We start from the raw sequence: 19,789 nt of genomic DNA on the forward strand, positions 1-19,789 counted from the left end.
CAATGAGCTGGAAGGACACCGCCGAACCACTGCTTGTCCGGATGCCCGCAGTCCGGCGTCCGGAGGGACACGTCCCGTTCAAGCGCAAGCTCACCTGGACAGGAGGCGTGCTCCTGCTGTATTTCTTCCTGACGAACGTGAAACTGTTCGGGCTGGACATCGACGCCAGCCAACAGGTGTTCGGGCGCTTCTCCTCGATTCTGGCCTCCGGCCAGGGGAGCATCATGCAGCTGGGTATCGGTCCGATTGTCACGGCGTCCATCGTGTTACAGCTCCTCGGTGGCGCGGACCTGCTCGGGCTGAACACCCAGGACGACCCGCGCGACCAGATCCTCTATCAGGGGCTCCAGAAGCTGCTGGTGCTCGTGATGATCTGCCTGACCGGGCTCCCGATGGTGTTCGCCGGCGGCTTCCTGCCGGCAGATACGGCTGTCGCGAGTTCCCTGGGTATCGGGACGTTCGGTGTCCAGTGGCTCATCTTCGCCCAGATGTTCGTGGGCGGTGTCCTCATCCTGTTCATGGACGAGGTCATCTCCAAGTGGGGCGTCGGCTCCGGTATCGGCCTGTTCATCGTCGCTGGCGTGAGCCAGCGACTCGTCGGGGGCGTCCTGACGGCGCCGTTTATCGGCAACAGCGAAGGGATCATCTACACCTGGTACCTGTTCATCACCGGCCAGCGCGGCACTGGGCCAGTGCTGGCCGCTGATGGCCTCCAGACCGTGTTGCTCCAGGGCGAACTACTGGGGCTGTTCACGACGCTCCTGATCTTCTCGGTGGTCGTCTACGCCGAGTCGGTCCGCGTCGAGATCCCGCTGTCGAACGCTCGCGTGAAAGGCGCCCGGGGCCGGTTCCCGGTCAAGCTCATCTACGCGAGCGTCCTGCCGATGATCCTCGTTCGGGCACTCCAGGCGAACATCCAGTTCCTGGGCCGGATCCTGAACGCCCAGCTGAGTTCGATGCCAGCGTTCCTCGGCACGTACGCTAACGGCCAGCCCACCGGCGGCCTGTTCTACTTCCTCGCCCCCGTCCAGAGCCGTGGCGACTGGATGTGGTGGCTCGAAGGGACTACCCAACCGATCTGGCAGATCCTGACCCGCGTCGGGATCGACCTGTTCGTCATGCTGGTCGGCGGCGCGATCTTCGCCGTCTTCTGGGTCGAAACCACCGACATGGGTCCGGAAGCGACGGCCAAGCAGATCCACAACTCCGGGATGCAGATTCCCGGCTTCCGACAGAACGTCGGCGTCATCGAGAAAGTCCTCGAGCGGTATATCCCGCAAGTGACCGTCATCGGTGGTGCCTTGGTTGGGCTGCTGGCCGTGATGGCCAACATGCTGGGTACCATCGGCGGTGTCTCCGGTACCGGGCTGCTACTGACAGTCTCCATTACGTACAAACTGTACGAGGAGATCGCCGAAGAGCAGCTTATGGAGATGCATCCGATGATGCGCCAGATGTTCGGATAGAACCACAGAATATCATATTCTTTTAATCTCGCTATGTCCTCCAAACCACTGCTCTGGCCTTTTTATTGGTCAGAGGTAATTAGCTGATATGCAGCTTGAATAGCCGTTCGACAGCATTCCGATTTCCGTGGCGACACATCTGAAATCGGAGGCCGGCTCGTTGCAGTGCAGTTTGGAGGTGTTGAGCACCATCGACGAGAAAGACGGCAGCTTCGACATCGTGTTTTTGCCGAAGTTCGCGCAGGAAAATTTCCGTGAGGGTGGTCGTAGTTGTCGCAAACAGCCGGACGTGAAGCAGTTCATTCGACTGCGGATCGGCGGCGGCGTACAGCCAGAATTGCTGATCGTTGATGCGAATCACTGTTTCGTCAAGTGCAATCTGATTCGGAGATTTCCCGGATTCTGGCTGTAGATCGGCTTTCTGCACCCAATCGTGGATGGCTTTCCGACTGCGTTGGACACCCAATGAATCGAGTAATTCGACGATATTCGAAAGCGAGAGTCCCGCAAGGTGGGATTGGATACCCAACGCCATCGCTGGCTCGGGTGTCCGCTCGCGCTCCACAAAATCCAAATCAATCCAGTCTCTACTTCCACTGAGGCGTGTGATTTCTGCCATGGACAGCTGAAATCACTCTCGCCTCACTTTTCACGCTTAACTAAACACGACCCTGAAATCGGAGTGAAAATTTAAACAATGCCGCCTGCAACCCGGATGCGCCGTCAACAAGAAACAGGCTGTCAGCAACGTCGTGTTTCTTGGCCAGTTCCTGCAGGAACTGCTTGGTGAGGACGATCGTTCGTGTCGGGTATAGCCTCACGTGGAGAAATTTGTCTGAATCCGGATCAACAGCATCGTACAGCCAAAACCGATGATCGTTGAGTTGAATCACCGTTTCGTCGACTGCAATGTAATTCGGATTTTCCCGCTGACAGGCTGTAGGCCGGCTTTCTGCACCCAATTATGAACCGTGGAACGACACCGCTCGACACCCAAGCCAGCTAGAATAGAGACGGTATCCGACAGCAACCACCCCGTCGGATGCAGTTGGATACCTAGTTTCATCACCAGCGCGGGTGTCGGTTCTCGCTCCACAAAATCTAATTCGAAGCCGCTGCTAAATTCACTGAGGCACTCGATTCCGGGCATAGACACCTAGAAATCGAGTTGCCTCGTTCTTCAGACCTTATCTGAACAGTGCCTTGTTACTCTTCACATATTCAAAATAACATTTTATATTCGATACCCTACTATTCAGTACAGATGGCGGTACGGGTGTAGAATTTACTGATGAACAGTCTTCGCGAATGGTTGAGTTGGTACTAAATGTGGCCAGTAGTTTGTGAGACCAACATGGCATTTTATCTATTGCATGAAATTCTAATCTACTCTTTCTAATTAATATTATATTCTATATTTTCTATAGATGATGATGGGCTATCTTATAGAAGTATAAAATAATTACTGGAATGATATATCTCCCACGAAAAAATAATTTCGTATTATGTACAATTGTTAACATCGTGAGCTGATATTCAGATGTACTATTGATATAGTTATTACAATAACCATATCAAATTAACCACGCTCCACATCTCATCAAAGGGGATTTATATTGTTTGGAACTGAATAATCCACATCTGATTCAATGTCCAGGATAAGCCCTATTTTACAGCAGAATTCGACAGACGAAACGTCTACTTTTGCCACAGTAGTGCTAGTGCTTGTCGTTATAGCAAGTGCGACAGATATGACCGAGTTATCGTCCGAATACCACATTCTCACAATTATCCCGGCAATATTTCTATTCACCATTGTAGTAATTACACTCTCAAATTCTGTTCAAATTCCCCTCTACGCATTAATTGCCTACGCAGCGATATGGATATTATATCTGTCACATGCTATTGTACCTCCAGTATCTTTATGGGCACTATTACGAATACCAATCTTTATGTGTTCTTCATTCATATTTTTATTTGTAGCTCCAAAAATAGTGAATGTTAATGGTTTTCTATATATGATGTATATTCTGGCAGCCAGTCTGACTCTTATTGGTATTCCTAATTTTTTAATTGGTGAATATTACATCATGGGTTTTGCTGTGTCTCCACATCCGGTTCAAAAACAAGTCCCCTTCCTTGGTATGTTGGTGTACCCAATGAAGTCAGTCTTAGCTAATCCAAACCCATTCGGATTTATTGTCGGAATAGGATCTTTAATTGGATTATCGGCTTATTATAAACACCGACGATGGTTTGATCTCTTTTTGATAGTGGTCCTCTCTATTGGAGTGATTTTCAGCGCAAGTCGTGGGGCCTTACTTACAACGATCGTTGGTTGGAGCCTTCTCTCTGCGTACTTTTTCTTTAATCTAGAAACGCTCTATCTCTTCATATTGGCTGGATGTCTTGGTTTACTTTTCCTATTCGTAACTAATGTTAGTCCTTTCACAAGTCCAATCAGTCTCCCCACAATTATCCCAGTACGGTGGCAATACTGGACCGCTGCAGTAGAGGCAATTAAAATAAATCCGTATATAGGAGTTGGATTCCAACCTATTGATCATATAATATCTCCCTTCCTTCCTTCAGGATTAGTGACTGCTAATATACATAATACTTACTTATACGTTCTGCTAACTCGTGGTCTCATTGGTGGTTTTATTCATTTTATTTTCTTATCACTACTATATCGAAAATCTCTGGCCAGTATATCTGACCAAAATGATGTGCTCTTACTATGTATTCTGACGATGGTATTGATTGAAATGCTATTTGAGGGGATGGCAATGTTTGGACTCTCATTATTCTCCGTTATCCCTATAACTATTTTTGGTTTTGTGATACACCAATAAATCAGAATATTGGAGCAGTAAGTAATAATAGACCAGTAGAACCTTTTACTTGGTAACCCTATTTGAACCATGGGCCAAGGAATCTTATACATCGCAACCGGAACCGACTATGCTAATCAAGCTATCATATCTGCAAGAATAGCAAAAAAGAACACAAACTATCCTGTTTCTATTGTTTCTGATCAGCCCATCTCTGACTCAGTTTTTGATGAAGTAATCTTATTGAAAGATCCTTACTACAATTTTGGTGATAAAATACTCGGAATGAAAAAAACGCCGTATGAAAAGACTCTTTTTATCGATACAGATGCGTATATTCTTGACAACATTTCTGAACTCTTCGGATTATTATCCGGGTTTGACATAGCTGCCGCTCAGAGCCCACATAACTGGACGGCTGAAACTAAAAATATCCGTGCTGGATCTATTGATGACTCACTAGACGCATTACCTGACCTTAATACCGGTGTTATTCCATATAAGATGAATGATAAAACGGCTTATTTTCTTGATAAATGGGATGACTTTTACCAGGAGCAACATCCACAGGACCAGCCTACATTCGTGTCCGCATTATATGATACAGGCGTAGATTTTGTTACTCTTCCAAGGATATATAATTACATTCATGGATATCCTTCTCAGGTCACTGAAGACGTTAAGATCATCCATGATATAGAAGATATGATACAAACAGACAATTTAAAAAGCGAACTGGACAGGATCGAATCCTATCTTAACGCCACTAATTCACCAAGAATAGTATATCATCTGGGTAATCCGTTTGTATCTTCGAACATGTTCTTAGATCTGATCAGAAAGGCTGAAAGCCTCTTCAGAAAAAAGGGTTAAAGTACCTATAAAATTTGGAAAACATGGAATCTGTACTTTTTGCCTGCCACTTATCTCCACTATGATAAACAACTCCATCGAAAGGGTATTCATCCCTCCACAACATAACATGCTCCTTATTCGATAGTTTACTCACATCTAATTCAGATGCAGCGACCGCCAAAGCATGTTGTTCTGTCCATTGTTTATCTGTTTTTGAACCGAATGCGAGAGCATCTGCCCATTTCTGTTCTATAATTTGATGTGACCCATTGTTAAATGCCAAAACACCTGTATTTGGCATCCACTCCAATAGATTGACACTCTGGTTAACTGCTATTCTATCCCACTCTGTAATTGAGTAATTAAGATTTCCTGGGCGAGCTCTCAGATCTGCTCTGGTTATGATCTCTGTCGGATCATCCAATACAATTGTATCCGCATCTAGGAAGACCACGGACTTAGCTCTAACCGAGCAGAGATGTAATTTATCCGCAAAGTACCGTGGAACTCCTCCTGGAACTTTCGCCATTGCTGATGCATAGTGGTCAATTTCTCTAACATCCACTCCAAGTTTTTTAAGTGATTTAACATCCTTATCTTTAATTGGTGGAGTGAAGAAGACAATTATATCACTGGGATCTACAAAATTAGACAAGGATTTTATAGAGATTATAGCTTGGTTAACTAGATCCTGTACACTGGAAACAGTATACACATATCTGGTCTCGTTTATTGTTGAGCACCTATTATCTACCATGCACTATCCCACGTCAACCAACCTAGCTGGCTCATTATAGACTTTCCTATTGACCGAATCATAAGTTCGGCCATCCGTACATCGAACCGTGAAAAAGGAAACTCAGCTGAGATGCCAATTTTATCAAATAGCTCACCGTAGTTCTTAAAGCAGGATAGTAACCACCGCTCCTTATGATAGTGGAGTACTGTTTTTGGCCTTATCGTCCACGCCCGGAGATGTACTGGGTAGTTGTAATTCTCACTTAAGGGATCAACATCATAATTTGCGGATAATAGGGCTAGCGCCACTTGATCCGCATGGTGTGGCGATTTAATATTTGGGCGTATTTTCACGGTAAGATCTCGCCACTGTTGACCTAAGTTCCCAACACGTGTAAGTACAACACCCGCGTTCCAATAGGGTCTCATCTTTTTTCGATCAACGGTGCTTTTCACGAACTCTGAGGGCGGAGAAATATTGAATTTGTCATACAAAGTGTGCCAAGTTGTATCACTTGCCATCGCCCAATACTGATTAGCTATATCTACAGGTTTAATTCGTATTTGTGCAGAGGAATTTTCATGTGCATTGAATTTACTGGTCAATAGGGTATCTGTATCCAGAAAGCATGTCCATGCTGTATCAAGCCGTTGTTCGGCCTGGTGTAATGCCTCTGTTTTGATAGAGATAGGATATTCCGGATCCGGAATGGATTTATGTGTTATTTTAACCCCTGTTTTTGAGAAATCACAATTTAGATCCTCCGAATGAGGTACCGTCATTAGAATTGGAGCATCTGGGTGAAATTGACGAATCGAGCGTACGAGATATGTAGCTCTACGACCGATTTGATCTCCACCCCCTACCAGGGCAAATCCAATACTTTCCATAATTGACCTAGCCAAAGTACGGTTATAACCTTTCGTGTTTAAGCCAAAAAATTGTAATCAACAACAAAATGGATCAACTCCGATAGCCTAATTGGCGCAGTCGATCATCTACATCTGTATCTATGTCTGCTAATTTGTCTCCTTCTTCGGAGATTATATCACGCCTAGATTCATCATCTATTATAAGCCATGGTACCTTTACCAACTCTTTTGTAAATATACCATGTGGGTGTCCCCACTCTGGAATGGGTATTGGGAACGACCTTTCTCCGAACATATTCCCATGATCTGCGGTAACAACCGATTTACCTTCGGTTTTAGAGATAAGTTCATTTACGTGTGGCAGAGCAAGTTCAAGATTCCTGGCATATGCGTCCCAAAGATTTTGTTTTGAAACATTCAATTCTCCATATAATATCTTGTACCATGGATTTGGCTCATCAGGGTCCTCTTCTAATAGGTGGTCCCGCCCAAATTCATTGTTATTCTGTATAAACGGGTAATGCGGCTGCATGTAGTGTACAATAATTTTCTTTTTTGGATACCTTGCAGCTGCGTCAATCGCGTATTCTGTAACTGTTTCTGGAAGCACAGTTCCTAACTCTTCATCCCATCCGTCATCCTTCCATATGTGGATTATATCATGTAGATTCGTTTCAATCTCGTCTCTATACCTATACAATTGAGGATTAGCTGTCACATAAACAGTGTCTGATAGATCTTTGCCCGTGAAATTGGACTTTAGGAAATCAACGGTCGAAGAGGCCAGTGAGTTACGAGATCTCAGCTTCCCATCTAAGTGTGAGTATGATTCAAATACATCATAACGACAACCATCTAGAATTATACATATATCCCAGTCCTGCAAAAAGATATCGGTACCCGATTTATTATATTGCTGTGTGTGCATTCTAGTATGGTAGCATCGATTCAATTCTCTTAGGATCAGTACGGGATGTTTTATACCATCCTTTAATTGCTGTACCGAATACATGATTTTGATATTAATTTATGATCCCATTTCTGATGAGCGTCTGATCCACCGATTTCTTATGCCTCTACTTTCAACTTCCGGTATGAACCGTCCAAAGATATCAATCTTGGTTGCCACAAGCAATCGCCCCGAAATGTTACGTACTTGTATTAAAAGTATTCTCTCACAAAACCATAGTAGTTATGAAATTATTATTTTAGATAGTTCTTCAGAAATCGATTCCTGCTCTCGTATTAATGATTTAACCAGCGACGATCGAATCCATTGTACAAACGAAACGGCTTTTCGAGGAGTCGCTGGTAGTAGAAATTGGCTGGTTGAGAACGCAGATGGTGAGATTCTTGTTTTCATTGATGATGATGCGTACTTTCCAGATAGTGGTGCACTTTCCTCAATTGAAAGTGGATTTGAACGTGAGACTGGAATACAGGCATTTAAAATAATAGATAACCCTAGCGGACAAAACAGGAAAGTAAGAGTACCTGTTAAAAACCGGGCGATGAATAATATTGATATTAATAGCAGGTTTAAGGTCTCATACTACATTGGGGCTGGTCATGCGATTAAAAGAGAAATATTTGAGACCTGTGGCACATATGTGGACAACTTTGTATACGGATCAGAAGAATTGGACCTCTCTTATCGCGTTATAAGTAATGGGTTTAATATCGTATATAATCCCGATGTTGTAGTCCATCATAACCCACAACAACCTGTTGTGTCAGCCGAAACGACAGGACATACAGAGTTGTACTATCGCACCGCGAATCGTATATTTATGGCATATAAATATCTTCCTTTGAAATATATCACAACTTATTTGCTATCCTGGATGTCGTATTTTTTCATAGATGCCATCCGGAAAGGTGATATCCCAAGCTATTTTTATGGTATTTTTCGAGGAATAAAAAGCACATCTTCAGTTAATCGAACCCCGATTGACAGCAGAACGGAAGAATATTTAAAACAAAACCATGGACGGTTGTGGTACTAATAACATCCTCTATTTATATTCAGTAGTTGTCCGTTCTGGTTCAAGAGACAGTTCCTTATGCCAGCAAATACCAGGTGACCGTGGGAAGTCGAGTATGGATCGACAGGGTACGCGGCGTATGGTCTTCCAGATCGTACGGCACAACAGTAACATGTGTCTCCATGCAAAAATTGAGAAGATCTACACAACCTTCCAAAAGACGCGCGTTTTGACGACAACACCATCGATAATAATTCGGTTCTTCTACGTAGGTTCGGGATCCCTGCTGGAATAGCCGTGTATCATGTTACAATTCGCACTTTTCGCAACCATGGAGTGACGGGCGAGTACCCCCAATAGGTTTTATTTCCACGAAATCGTCACTGTCTAGTTGAGCGAGTTTGAGAAGCGAGGAAGTCGTAGCGAGAAGTGTTCATGCCACTCGCAGACCTCCTCAGAGAAACGTTAGTGGAGGACAGCCAAGACGTTTGGGAGAATGAGCGCACCCCGACACCCGTCCGGCGGTTTGGGGTGCGTCTCCATACTGCGGGGCTGTCGATCAGGGAGACGGTTGCTATCTTAGAATTACTGGGTGTCGATCGTACTCACGGAGCAGTCTGGAATTGGGTGCATACACTGTCTGAGGCCCAGAGCGACCCGCCGACGGCGCAGCCGTCGCGGGTTACGGTCGACGAGAAACAAATCTAGGTTGACGGTGAAAAGAAGTGGTTGTACGCCGCTGTCGACACCGAGTCAAAACTGCCACTCGAAGTTGACGTGTTCAGCCGCCGCGGGACTGACCCCGCGGCGTTCACGAGAACAGAGTTTTCGTGCAGCCCATCAGAAATCGAAGATTTCTGAGGACGGCGTTCCTTCATCGGCTCACTCAGAAACACGATGTCGGTGAATCAGTGTTTCTCGTTGATGCTGGCGGCTATCTGACTGCCCTTTCACGTCACGATTTGAGCGGTCGGCTTGACTATCGAATCCGGAACCACATCGAAAAATGGTTCCAGACTGTGACCATGCGAATCGACCGCTTTCACTCCTTCTGGAGGGGCAGTCAATCCAGCGCGAAACACTGGTTACGACGCTTCAGGAACCACTATAACCACGAACGGCCGAACCAAGCGCTCAACGGACGAACGCCCGCTGAGGAGATCCAGAACTAGACAGTGCCGTGGTGGACCCGATAATACGACAAGCCTTCTTGAGTTTTTAGCCCTTCTCAAAGAGAAAACAGGAGATCGTCCGGATATCAGCTTCGGCGAATGGCGTGAAGGTGATCAGAAGGTGTACGTCTCTGACATCTCACGCGCCCGTAAGAAACTCGATTGGAAACCCTAGGTAGACTTCGAACTTGGAATCGAAAACTTCCTTGACTGGTACGAAACCCGCTAATCAAGAACTGTGGAAAATTTGTGCAACTGACTCTCGAAGTACTCGGTCGATTTCTTAAGACCCTCCTCCAGGCCTACGTCTGGTTCCCAACCTAACTCCGACCTCGCCTTTGATATCTCTGGCCGCCGTACCTGCGGATCTTGCGGCGGCAACTCCTCGTGAGTGATTCCACTTTCACTCCCCGTAACCTCCAACACGACCTCGGCCAACTCGTTGATCGTCCGCTCATCAGGGTTCCCGATATTCACTGGCCCTTGGGTGCCAGACTCTAACAGTGCTACCAATCCGTCCATCATATCCGACACGTAACAGAAGCTCCGTGTCTGCTTACCATCCCCATAGACGGTCAAATCCTTCCCGGTCAGCGCTTGTTTCATAAAGTTCGGGATCACTCGGCCGTCGTCAAGGCGCATCCGCGGGCCGTACGTATTGAAGATCCGCGCAACACGAACATCCAACTCATGTTCATCACGATACGCTCTCACTAAGGATTCGCCGTACCGTTTGGACTCGTCATAACAAGACCGTGGCCCATAGGGATCAACGTTTCCACGGTAGTCCTCGGGTTGGGGATTTACTTCTGGGTCCCCGTATACCTCACTCGTCGAAGTAAACAGATACGTCGCGTCCTTCTCTTTGGCAAGTCCGAGTGTCTTGTGTGTCCCTAACGCCCCCACCTTCAGCGTCTTTATTGGGTGCTCGCGGTAGAAGATTGGCGATGCAAGACTCGCTAGGTGCAATACGGCATCGAGTTCACCAGAGACGTGAATGAACTCCGTGACGTCGTGCTCGTAGAAGGAGAACGTCGGACGTTCAAATGCGTCGTCAAGATTCTCAGTCTTCCCGCTGACACGATTATCCATCCCGATAACTTCATGTCCTTCTTCGAGCAGCTGATCGCAAAGATGCGACCCGAGGAAGCCCGCTGCTCCTGTGACGAGAATCCGACTCATGCGAACCGTTCCTGAAGCAATTCCTCAACTGCCTCGTTCATCTCACCATCATCGTGCCGAATTCCCATCTCGATGTTTGCTTGGAGCCAACTCGGAATGTTACCGATGTCATAGCGATCTCCAGCGGGTTCAACCCCATGAACGTCCTCAAGCTTCCGAATTGCATCTGTCAACTGGAGTTCCCTACCGACACCTTTCCCTGTCTCTTCGAGCAATTCGAAAATCCAAGGAGTAAGTACGTAGCGTCCAGTAATCGCCAGATTTGATGGCGCTTCTTCCTGTGCCGGTTTCTCAACGAAATCGGTCACTGGGAAGCTCCCATCGGAGTACGGCGATCCGTCAACGTCAGCAACACCGTAGGACGAAACCTCTTCCCAGGGGACGCGAGCTTTCGTGACATCCATGGATTACTCTCTTATCCATACTTGATGCTAATACTTCTTGCCATCAATAGCTGCACAGAAGAGACGGTCGTGTTTACCTATGGAAATTCTGCTACCTCAACAAACCACCGTTGATGACATAGTATTTTGCACCACTGCGCTGATTGGTCCTGAGAGAAAGAAAATCGCCAGACACCAGACGTGTCCTATTCTCGGCCAACGGCAGTCGGGAGACATCGTGTGCAGTAGCTGTGGCTGGTGCGGCCTGCGACCCAGCCACTGACCGCCGCCGGTCCGGCGACGGTCAGGCACTCACTCCTGGGGGATCATACACCTCCTCTCGGTTGAGCATGTGGAAGATGGAGACCAGCAACTTGCGAGCAGTTGCGACGATCGCTTTTTACGACCCCTTCTTTCCCGCTGATCGATCGTAGAATTATTTCAGGTACTCGTCTTTACACGTGTTGACGGCTGTCCACGCACACTGGACGAGGATCCAGCGTAACTGTCGGGATCCTCGCTTCGAGATCCCGCCCTCGATTCGCGAGTCGCCTGACTCGCGGATCACCGGGCTCAAGCCACCGTAACTCACGACTTCTTTGTCCCGATCAAACCGCCCTATTTCGCCGACTTCGGCGTAAATCATCAGCGCTGAGTAGTAGCTCATGCCGGGAATCGTCATCAGCAGCTGGGTCTCTGGCAGAGACCCAGCGCGCTCTTCGATTGCCGCTTCGAGCCGTTCGATCTCTTCGGTGAGCGTTTTGATCATCGCAAGATACGACGCTAATAACTCGTCCCATGGCGTCGGGAGCGAGAGGTCCCGAAGGGACTCTCGCCCCGACACACTCAGCGGCTTGATGTCTCGCGTGATCCCGTGATCGGAAACAACCCGTGGATCTTGTTGGCGTAGTCAGTACGATTTTCGACCAGTTTCTGTCGCCCGCGCACGGAGTGATCACTGTAATCTCTGAATATCGAGAAGAAAAGTCTCGATCCAGTCAACAGCGAAGCTAAGCCGGTGACTCAACCGAAGAAATGTTTCTGTAACGAACTCCTTAAAATGGTCTTTCCCCTCAAAGATCGTGGGCGATATCTCGCGTTTGAGATCTTTCCACAGCGGTTCGATTGCGTTCAACGTCGGTGAGTATGGTGGAATGAAGACGAACTCGATGCCGAGTTCGTCGGCCCGACATTGTGTGGTTTGGCGTGATGGGAGCCGTAATTATCGGCCACGAGCAGAATCCGTCCCCGCGGATTCTGCTCGCGGATCACTTCGAGTGCCTCGACGATCGTCTCTTTGACCAGCCGCTCTTTGTACGTGATCACGCTCTTACCAGTCAATCCATAGAAGCCAATCGAGCGCCACGGAACTGCCACTAACGGTTTCTCGATCTGGACGGTCCGGTCGTAAGACCACATCCGTTGAGAGTTTTCAAACGGTTGCGCCCACGCTTCATCGAAAGAACCCCAAGACGATAGGATCATCCTCCTGCTTATGGTCCTCGCCGAGCGCCTGACCGAGGCGCTCGGCGAAAATCTCGTCTGCATCGTCGGGACAGCGGGGATCCATTGGTCGGGGGTTTGGCGTAGTGCATACCGGAAGCTCGAAGCTTCCGGGCGAGATGTGTTGGATGGTAGGTGACGCCGTAGCGATCTTCGATAAGTGCGTGAATTTCGCGTGGCGTCCACGGTTGGTCGTCTTCCAGAACGGCACAGATGTCGTCCCACTATGCGGGGGTGAGCTTCGGCGGCCGACCGCCGCCGAAGCGTGGGCGTAAGCCCTCGACACCGTCTTGATTCCACGCACGTGCCCAACGACTGCTCGTTGGTTGGGAGACGCCGACAGCTGCTCCGGCCTGCTGTTGCGTGTGCCCCTCATAGAGGTTCTTCACGAAGAAAAGTCGCCGGACGAGACGCGTCTCGTCGGCCTTCTGTGCCGCCTCGATAGCGTCGTCTAATTCTGCGTTCGACAAGTGCTCAACGACCGCAAACCGACCCGATGCGTCCATCAGAAGAATACGTTGTCTGAGTATTCAGCTATTGCGCTGATCACTCTGGACGCGAACCTCTTCAACAATCTCACCATCTTCATCCATTACTGCCACCTGTGCGTACCGTTTGTGGACGTCAATTCCAAGGTGCATTGATTGTCACTCCGGGACGTCAGTGCGTGAAACAGAGATTCACCTATTCGGGCTTTCCCGGCTGCCGCGGTAGTGATTAACGCAACTTCTGAATGAATCCGCTGAGGTGATTCTCGATCCACGAGCCCGCGAAACTCAGCGAGTGGGTCAATTTCGTGAAGATGTCATCGAGGAGGGCGCGGTACTCGTCCGCGCCCTCCACGATCAGGGGCGACGATTCCCATTTGAGACTCTTCCAGACGGGCTCGATTGGGTTGAGATGCGGCGAGCCCACTGGGAGAAAGATGAGGTCAATCCCGAGTTCGTGGGCACGTTCTCGCGTGTGCGCACAGATGTGTGACGAGAAGTTGTCCAAGACGAGCAGAATCCGCTCGCCCGGATTCTGCTCGCGGATCTCTTCGAGACACGCGCAGATTTGTTCTTTCTCCTGATTAGGAGGGAACTGGAGGACGCTCTCACCGTTGAGCGCATAGAACCCGGCCGCTGGTGTGTCGATTTTCACCAGCGGCCGGGTGATTGTCGGCTTACTCACCGTGTAGAGGCGCTGGGAGTTGTCCCACGGTTGCGGGTGCGAGATATCGAAAAATCCCACCGTTGTCCCGCCGTCTGTCCGGATATCGTCGTCAACCGTCCATTCCTCGTCAGTGTCGTCATCAGGCTGTTTGTTGTGTGGCTCGTCTGTCTCTTCCCCGGCGAACGCGTCGGCAACGCGTTCGTCGAGGATTTCGTCAGCGTTCTCTGGTCGGTCTGGCCTCTCGGTACGCGGGATCGCGTACGAGAGGCCAAGATCAGAGAGCAGTCGTGGCAGGTAGTTCGGATGGAACGCGACATCGAACTCGGTGTTCAGTAGATGCTGAATCTCCTGTTTCTTCCAAGGTTCGCCCTCTTCGAGCAGGTCAAGAAGCCGTTCTCGTTGTTCATCGTTGAGCTTCGGGGGCCGGCCGCCCCCGAAGCTCGGTGTCAGGAGTCCGAGACCGCCTTCGTTCCAAAGCCGTGCCCATCGGCTTCCAGTCGATTGAGACATCCCAACATCGTCAGCTGCATCCTCGAGTGTTGCCCCCTTGTACAGCCGTTTGATGAAGGTGAGCCGCTTGCTCACCTTCTCATCATCAGTCTGCCTGAGCAAGCGGTCGAGATCGTCCTCACAGAGGTGACGGACAATCTCTTTCTCCCGACCCGTCATTGCTCTACCAACTCAGAGTACACCTAAATCTTCTGTGAAGCACTATCGCGGCAGCCGGGCTTAGCGCCCAAGCCTCGGCTTCTTACGCACTTGGACCAGTCAGTTAAACGTGCTCGCTGGCACGAAACACGAATCGGTCTCTTGCATCCCATATCTTGTTCCACCCTCTCATGGGATAGCAGAATTCCATCGAGTCAGTTAAGCGTGAAAAGTGAGGCGAGAGTAATTTCAACTGTCCACGGCAGAAATCACACGCCTCAGCGGACATAGAGACCAGATTGATTTGGATTTTGTGGAGCGCGAGCGGACACCCGAGTCGGCGATGGCGTTGGGTATTCAATCGCACGTTGCGGGACTCTCGGTGTCGAATACCGTCGAATTACTCGAAGCACTGGGTGTCCAACGCAGTCGCAAAGCCGTCCACGATTGGGTACAGAAAGCCGATCTACAGCCCGACTCTGGGAAATCCCCGAATCAGATTGCGCTCGACGAAACAGTGATTCGCATCAATGATCAGCAATTCTGGCTGTACGCCGCCGCCGATCCGCAGTCGAATAAACTACTTCACGTCCGGTGTTTGCAACGACTACGACCACCCTCACGGAAATTTTCCTGCGCGAACTTCGGCAAAAACACGATGTCGAAACTGCCATCTTTCTCGTCGATGGCGCTCGACACCTCCAAACTGCACTGCAACGAACTGGACTTCGATTTCGGATGTGTCGCCACGGAAATCGGAACGCTGTCGAACGGATTTTTCGAGAGCTGAAACGTCGAACCTCGTCGTTTTCGAACTGCTTCAGCCACGTCAAGCCGGAAACAGCCGAAAATTGGCTCCAGAGTTTCGCTCGCTGGTACAATGCTCCAAACTAAACACTATCATCATTCTCGAAGAAAGTTCCTGTAGATATATCCGCGAACAGAGTTTGGCAGTAGTCGTATACCAACTCTTGCAAGTATATTATACAACGCACGATATCGAGATATAAAGCCAAGTTGAACCATGTATTGTTGTATTCGAACCTCTTCTCTAGCGTAATCGATACCACCGCGTCGATTATACATAGATCTTCCCGCTCTTACTTTTGCCAGCACTTCTGGAATGTTTCGTAACTCGTGTCCAGTCATAAGCATCCTGACCCATAACTCGTAGTCTTCCATTCGGTTGACAGCACGATAATTGCCCGCCTCGAGAATCGATTTTTTTCTAGCTAGAGCAGCTGTTTGATTGATAGGTGACCGAAATTTTGCGTATTTTCTTATTTCTACTGGGTCACAAGGTACTTTCCGGATTGCATGTGGGTTCTCAGGATCACCTTCAAACTCCTCAATATAACCCCCAACGAGATCTGACCCTGTTTGTAGAAGTACTTTTAGTGACTGCTCAATCCGGTTTGGAACTGCGATATCATCAGCATCATGAAACGCAATGAGATCACAGGAAGCTCGCTTAACACCTTCTCGTCGAGCACCCCCTTGCCCAATATTCTCTGATAGCTTTTCTCTTATAAGTGGAATATTTGATTCATTTTCAAGCCGATCTAGTGTGATAATTAATTCTTCTGTAAGCGGACCATCTTCAACCACCACGAGTTCATCAAGTTGTCGTGTCTGATTGAGCAAACTTTTAATCGCTGTTCGAAGCTCGTTAGCATTATCACCAGCATAAGTCGGAACCAACCCAGAGACTGTTATATTCGACATAGTATGTTGTTTGAATGATTTTGTATCGAGTCGTCTGGATTTAGAATGATTCTGTGTGCTTGTTAAATCCTGCTATCGCCTTAATACGTGTCTTATCTGTATAAGAGAGTCGGTTTCAATTATGTGGATCCAGTTTGTGTTACTCAGCATTGTCCACAGCTTTGCAACAGAATTGTTCCTCGAGACATAACAAAAGGCATCGAGTTTTTTCTTTTCCGGAGGTGGGTTCCGGTGACGGCATAATGATAAGCTATTACATCCCATTTCCGTCCGGTTCAATATTGTTATCGGTCTCGACTCCGTAGTGTTCAGATAAGGATTGAAGAATGAGGCGTAGCGTTTTTGAGTTCTCTATGTCCAATAACGGTAGCCTCAGCGATAGTCTCGACCAAATTGACTTAGGTTTTGTGGAGCGAGAAGCGGCATCGGAGTTACTGATGAAGCTGAGTATTCAGTTGCATCTGGCTGGATTATCGCTTTAGAATACTATTTCTATTCTTGAGATATTTGGTGTCGAACCTGCTCGTTCAACAGTTCATAATTGGGTTCACAAAGCAGATTTATAATCCGAAAATGGAGCTCCCGGGATCACATTAGGACTGACGAAACTGAGATCCAACTCAATGATAAGAAATATTGGCTGTACACCGTTGTTGATCCTCAAACCAACAAATCCCGCCACATAAATCTTAGACCAACTATAACGAAAGTTCTCGCGCATTCGTTTCTCACCGAATTCAGTGAGAAACACGACGTCGACGACGCCGTGTTTCTCGTTGATGGCTCCAAATCGTTACAAGATGCGTGTCAGCGACATGGCTTCGATTTCAGATACGAAAAATATGGAAATCGGAATGCCGTCGTACCTATCTTTAGAGAACGCTCATGTGACACGTTGTTGGTGAGTCAGAGGACGTTCGGACGATTTCTTTGAGAGGTTCTCGACCAGGTATACGTAAGATTCGGCAGCGAAGTCGGAAGGCTCTGAGATATGGCGTGAGCTAATCTTTTGAGACGCCTCGGTGCGGCGAGAGCCACCGTCGCACAGTGACGCGTGGCTCTCGCAAGTATTCACGTGCGCGTCTCCGTCGACGTATTCGCCATCGCCGTGAATCACTGCTTTTCGCTGGTAATTCTCGTCATCTTCGAACGGATCGTACGCTCGAAATCCGTCAGTGTAGATGGTGAGCGACTCCTCCTCGCAGTCGCCGAGGAGGAGTCGCACGGTCGATTCGTCAGCAGATTTCGCCGGCACGACGTATCGCTGACCGCTGCCACGATCAACGAGTGTGAACACTGGTGGTTTGTCCTCGGCGTAGCTTCCACGACCACGCTTCGAGAGACCACGCGAGCGCGACTCCTGGTCGCGCTCGCGGCCTTTCAGTCCCGCAGTTACGTAGACTTCGTCGATTTCTACTACCACGGCTGTCCACACGCTGACGTTGGCGTACTCTGCCACACGAAATCCTGCGATGGCACCTCCAGTGCCATCGCTACCTCGCTGGATTCGTCCTCTGTCGGGCTAACCCACTCGTTGTCACAGTCACACCCGTCCGTAGTGACGAACGAAAAGCGACGTGGTCGAGCGACTGCTCGATCACGTCGCGGCCCTGCCGTTCACCGTGGCCGAACTTTTCGCTAACCGCGGCTTCTACAACGGCACATCAATCGAGCGACTGGATACCGTGGCACCAGTCGCCCTTCCGATCATCCGCTGTGGGAATCAGATGGCCGAGAAACTGGCTACGTCAGCTCCTACTGGGCAGAGTACGTGGTGTACAAGGGAAGCAAGCGGGAACTGCACTTCACTCGCTGTCCCTTTCTCATACCAGAATGTGACCGAGACAAGCATAGCGAGATTGTTCGTGGATACGTGGATACAATCTCGGATATCGAATGCCTACGCGGGTCGAATGCCGCTATCGGAAACGGTCGGCGATAGAAACCAGCTATCGGCTTTTTCGACAAGCACTAGCAACAACGACAGAAGACCCGATCATCCTGTTTGAATTCGTAATCGTGATTTTCCTACTGGAGAACCTATGGCTGATGCTACGTTGGACCTTCATCGCCAGCCTGCAATGGGGCTGGCGCGACCTGCCCGAACAGTTCACGTTCACATCGTTCTGTGACTGGATTCACCATGAGTTGGAATAGAGTTAGAACGGAAGTGGGAGATCAAGACGAACGGTGTTGGCGTACCTGAGACATACCTCCCGGTCGCGGGCTGATCGGCCAGCCCAGGCCTCGGGCCAGCGATTCGCCAACTGCAACACTGGTAAGAAAGCACTTCAACAACCGCTTGTCACAATCTAAGTTTAATTCACGCCGACACTTCAATTCACTCAGCCACCACCCTGAGATTGAACGGAACGCATCAACTTAACCCGGTTTCCGAATCCTCGATTGGGAAGTACCAAATGTTATTTAATTCAATATTATTCACAGTGAATATATACCAGACAGAACAATCCGACGCAATAATATATCCTCAGTCAGAGGCATAAACTATGAAGATCCTTATTACGATGGCCGGCCAAGGAAGCCGATTCCGAGATGCTGGCGTTAACAAACCCAAGCATGAAATATCTGTTAGAGGTGAACCAATGTTTGATTGGGCGATGCGAAGTCTTGAATCGTTTTATCAGGAAAATTTTATTTTTGTGACACAAGCAGAACATAATGACACTTCGTTTTTAGATGACGCTACTGATCGACTTGGAATAACTCAGTATCAAGAATGTGTAATTGATGAATATACAAATGGTCAAGCACAAACTGCGCTATCAGCAAACGAACTTATCGACCCTGAAGAGGGGGTTGTGATATATAATATCGATACATATGTACAAGAGGCACAATTAACGCCCGGTGTTATCAATGGAGATGGATTTATCCCGGTTTTCACCGCTCCTGGTGAGCGTTGGAGTTTTGTGCAAACTGATGACACCGGGAAGGTCATGCAAGTCTCTGAGAAGGAGAAGATATCTGATCTTGCGACAGTAGGTTTCTATTATTTTGATCGCTGGGAGTACTTTGTCAACGCTTATGAGCATAAAGCCCAACAAGTTGAACGAGAATACGGTGAAACTTATGTGGCTCCCTTATACAACCACTTGATTGAAAAAGGTCATATCGTTCAACCCTACAAAATGGACCGCAAAGCAGTTCATGTACTCGGGACACCGGACGACCTCCGACAGTTCGATCCTCAAAGCGATATATGACAAAAAACACCCAATCAGACGGTATTTTGCTTGTCCCCTC

14 protein-coding genes and 8 pseudogenes are annotated in these 19,789 nt (G+C 48.5%); 8 read left to right on the forward strand and 14 right to left on the reverse strand.

Translation table 11 applies throughout. The annotated features are described in order from the left end of the window. Positions 1-2 precede the first annotated feature (2 nt). Positions 3-1,466: a preprotein translocase subunit SecY gene (gene secY, locus NDI54_RS06205; protein WP_310895595.1), complete on the forward strand. Its 1,464-nt coding sequence runs from the start codon at positions 3-5 to the stop codon at positions 1,464-1,466. Positions 1,467-1,560: 94 nt separating this feature from the next. On the opposite strand, the pseudogene NDI54_RS06210 reads toward secY, so the two are convergent. Both NDI54_RS06210 and NDI54_RS06215 read right to left on the reverse strand, forming a co-directional pair. Continuing rightward, positions 1,561-2,085, reverse strand: a pseudogene (locus NDI54_RS06210) (IS6 family transposase); the annotation flags it as partial. 52 nt (positions 2,086-2,137) lie between these two features. Then, positions 2,138-2,616, reverse strand: a pseudogene (locus NDI54_RS06215) (IS6 family transposase); the annotation flags it as partial. 499 nt (positions 2,617-3,115) lie between these two features. Between NDI54_RS06215 and NDI54_RS06220 the strand changes: the two are divergent. Together NDI54_RS06220 and NDI54_RS06225 are read left to right on the forward strand one after the other, a co-directional pair. Further along, complete coding sequence (locus tag NDI54_RS06220) at positions 3,116-4,324, forward strand: O-antigen ligase family protein (RefSeq protein WP_310895596.1); 1,209 nt, start codon at positions 3,116-3,118, stop codon at positions 4,322-4,324. A gap of 69 nt (positions 4,325-4,393) precedes the next feature. Then, positions 4,394-5,176 (forward strand): glycosyltransferase family protein, encoded by a 783-nt coding sequence (locus NDI54_RS06225; protein ID WP_310895597.1) that lies wholly within the window; start codon positions 4,394-4,396, stop codon positions 5,174-5,176. Here the strand turns inward: NDI54_RS06225 and NDI54_RS06230 are convergent. The 3 genes from NDI54_RS06230 to NDI54_RS06240 form a co-directional block, all read right to left on the reverse strand. Next, positions 5,160-5,915 carry a glycosyltransferase family protein gene (locus tag NDI54_RS06230; RefSeq protein ID WP_310895598.1) on the reverse strand — a complete coding sequence of 252 codons (756 nt, stop codon included), beginning with the start codon at positions 5,913-5,915 and terminating at the stop codon, positions 5,160-5,162. The genes NDI54_RS06225 and NDI54_RS06230 overlap by 17 nt on opposite strands. Next, on the reverse strand, positions 5,909-6,787 hold the full coding sequence (locus tag NDI54_RS06235; protein WP_310895599.1) for a hypothetical protein: 879 nt from the start codon (positions 6,785-6,787) through the stop codon (positions 5,909-5,911). Before NDI54_RS06235 ends, NDI54_RS06230 begins: the two co-directional genes overlap by 7 nt. Positions 6,788-6,860: 73 nt before the next feature. Continuing rightward, positions 6,861-7,655 (reverse strand): alkaline phosphatase family protein, encoded by a 795-nt coding sequence (locus tag NDI54_RS06240; protein ID WP_310895600.1) that lies wholly within the window; start codon positions 7,653-7,655, stop codon positions 6,861-6,863. Positions 7,656-7,863: 208 nt separating this feature from the next. Here NDI54_RS06240 and NDI54_RS06245 point away from each other — a divergent pair, with 208 nt between their 5' ends. Beyond that, entirely contained in the window at positions 7,864-8,775 is a 912-nt protein-coding gene (locus NDI54_RS06245; RefSeq protein ID WP_310895601.1) for a glycosyltransferase family 2 protein, read from the forward strand. A gap of 414 nt (positions 8,776-9,189) precedes the next feature. Next, positions 9,190-9,926, forward strand: a pseudogene (locus NDI54_RS06250) (IS6 family transposase). A gap of 225 nt (positions 9,927-10,151) precedes the next feature. On the opposite strand, the gene NDI54_RS06255 reads toward NDI54_RS06250, so the two are convergent. The 7 genes and pseudogenes from NDI54_RS06255 to NDI54_RS06275 all read right to left on the reverse strand — a co-directional run bounded on the left by NDI54_RS06255 (position 10,152) and on the right by NDI54_RS06275 (position 14,818). Continuing rightward, positions 10,152-11,108: a UDP-glucuronic acid decarboxylase family protein gene (locus NDI54_RS06255; protein WP_310895602.1), complete on the reverse strand. Its 957-nt coding sequence runs from the start codon at positions 11,106-11,108 to the stop codon at positions 10,152-10,154. Then, complete coding sequence (locus NDI54_RS06260; protein WP_310895603.1) at positions 11,105-11,512, reverse strand: sugar phosphate nucleotidyltransferase; 408 nt, start codon at positions 11,510-11,512, stop codon at positions 11,105-11,107. The genes NDI54_RS06255 and NDI54_RS06260 overlap by 4 nt, the downstream gene beginning before the upstream one ends. A 283-nt stretch (positions 11,513-11,795) precedes the next feature. Then, a pseudogene (locus NDI54_RS06265) lies at positions 11,796-12,439 on the reverse strand (IS110 family transposase); the annotation flags it as partial. A gap of 7 nt (positions 12,440-12,446) precedes the next feature. Further along, the gene (locus NDI54_RS21425) at positions 12,447-12,662 is read right to left on the reverse strand and encodes a transposase (RefSeq protein ID WP_406600171.1); all 216 of its coding nucleotides are present in this window, start codon (positions 12,660-12,662) and stop codon (positions 12,447-12,449) included. A 418-nt stretch (positions 12,663-13,080) separates the two neighbouring features. Continuing rightward, a pseudogene (locus tag NDI54_RS21430) lies at positions 13,081-13,209 on the reverse strand (winged helix-turn-helix domain-containing protein); the annotation flags it as partial. Between the two features lie 9 nt (positions 13,210-13,218). Further along, positions 13,219-13,500: a helix-turn-helix domain-containing protein gene (locus NDI54_RS06270; protein ID WP_310895604.1), complete on the reverse strand. Its 282-nt coding sequence runs from the start codon at positions 13,498-13,500 to the stop codon at positions 13,219-13,221. A 211-nt stretch (positions 13,501-13,711) separates the two neighbouring features. Then, positions 13,712-14,818 (reverse strand): IS630 family transposase, encoded by a 1,107-nt coding sequence (locus NDI54_RS06275; RefSeq protein ID WP_310895605.1) that lies wholly within the window; start codon positions 14,816-14,818, stop codon positions 13,712-13,714. 232 nt (positions 14,819-15,050) lie between these two features. Between NDI54_RS06275 and NDI54_RS06280 the strand changes: the two are divergent. Next, positions 15,051-15,691, forward strand: a pseudogene (locus NDI54_RS06280) (IS6 family transposase). Positions 15,692-15,700: 9 nt separating this feature from the next. On the opposite strand, the gene NDI54_RS06285 reads toward NDI54_RS06280, so the two are convergent. Further along, positions 15,701-16,522, reverse strand: coding sequence for a glycosyltransferase (locus NDI54_RS06285; protein ID WP_310895606.1), 822 nt, complete (start codon positions 16,520-16,522; stop codon positions 15,701-15,703). Positions 16,523-16,875: 353 nt separating this feature from the next. On the opposite strand from NDI54_RS06285, the pseudogene NDI54_RS06290 reads away from it, so the two are divergent. Beyond that, positions 16,876-17,402, forward strand: a pseudogene (locus NDI54_RS06290) (IS6 family transposase); the annotation flags it as partial. Here NDI54_RS06290 and NDI54_RS06295 read toward each other — a convergent pair. After that, a pseudogene (locus NDI54_RS06295) lies at positions 17,395-17,939 on the reverse strand (IS1595 family transposase); the annotation flags it as partial. The pseudogenes NDI54_RS06290 and NDI54_RS06295 sit on opposite strands and share 8 nt — an antisense overlap. Positions 17,940-19,032: 1,093 nt before the next feature. On the opposite strand from NDI54_RS06295, the gene NDI54_RS06300 reads away from it, so the two are divergent. Further along, positions 19,033-19,749, forward strand: coding sequence for a glycosyltransferase family 2 protein (locus NDI54_RS06300; protein WP_310895607.1), 717 nt, complete (start codon positions 19,033-19,035; stop codon positions 19,747-19,749). Positions 19,750-19,789: the final 40 nt, after the last annotated feature.

It is taken from the genome of Haloarcula terrestris (assembly GCF_031624315.1).
In the GTDB taxonomy this organism is placed as follows: domain Archaea; phylum Halobacteriota; class Halobacteria; order Halobacteriales; family Haloarculaceae; genus Haloarcula; species Haloarcula terrestris.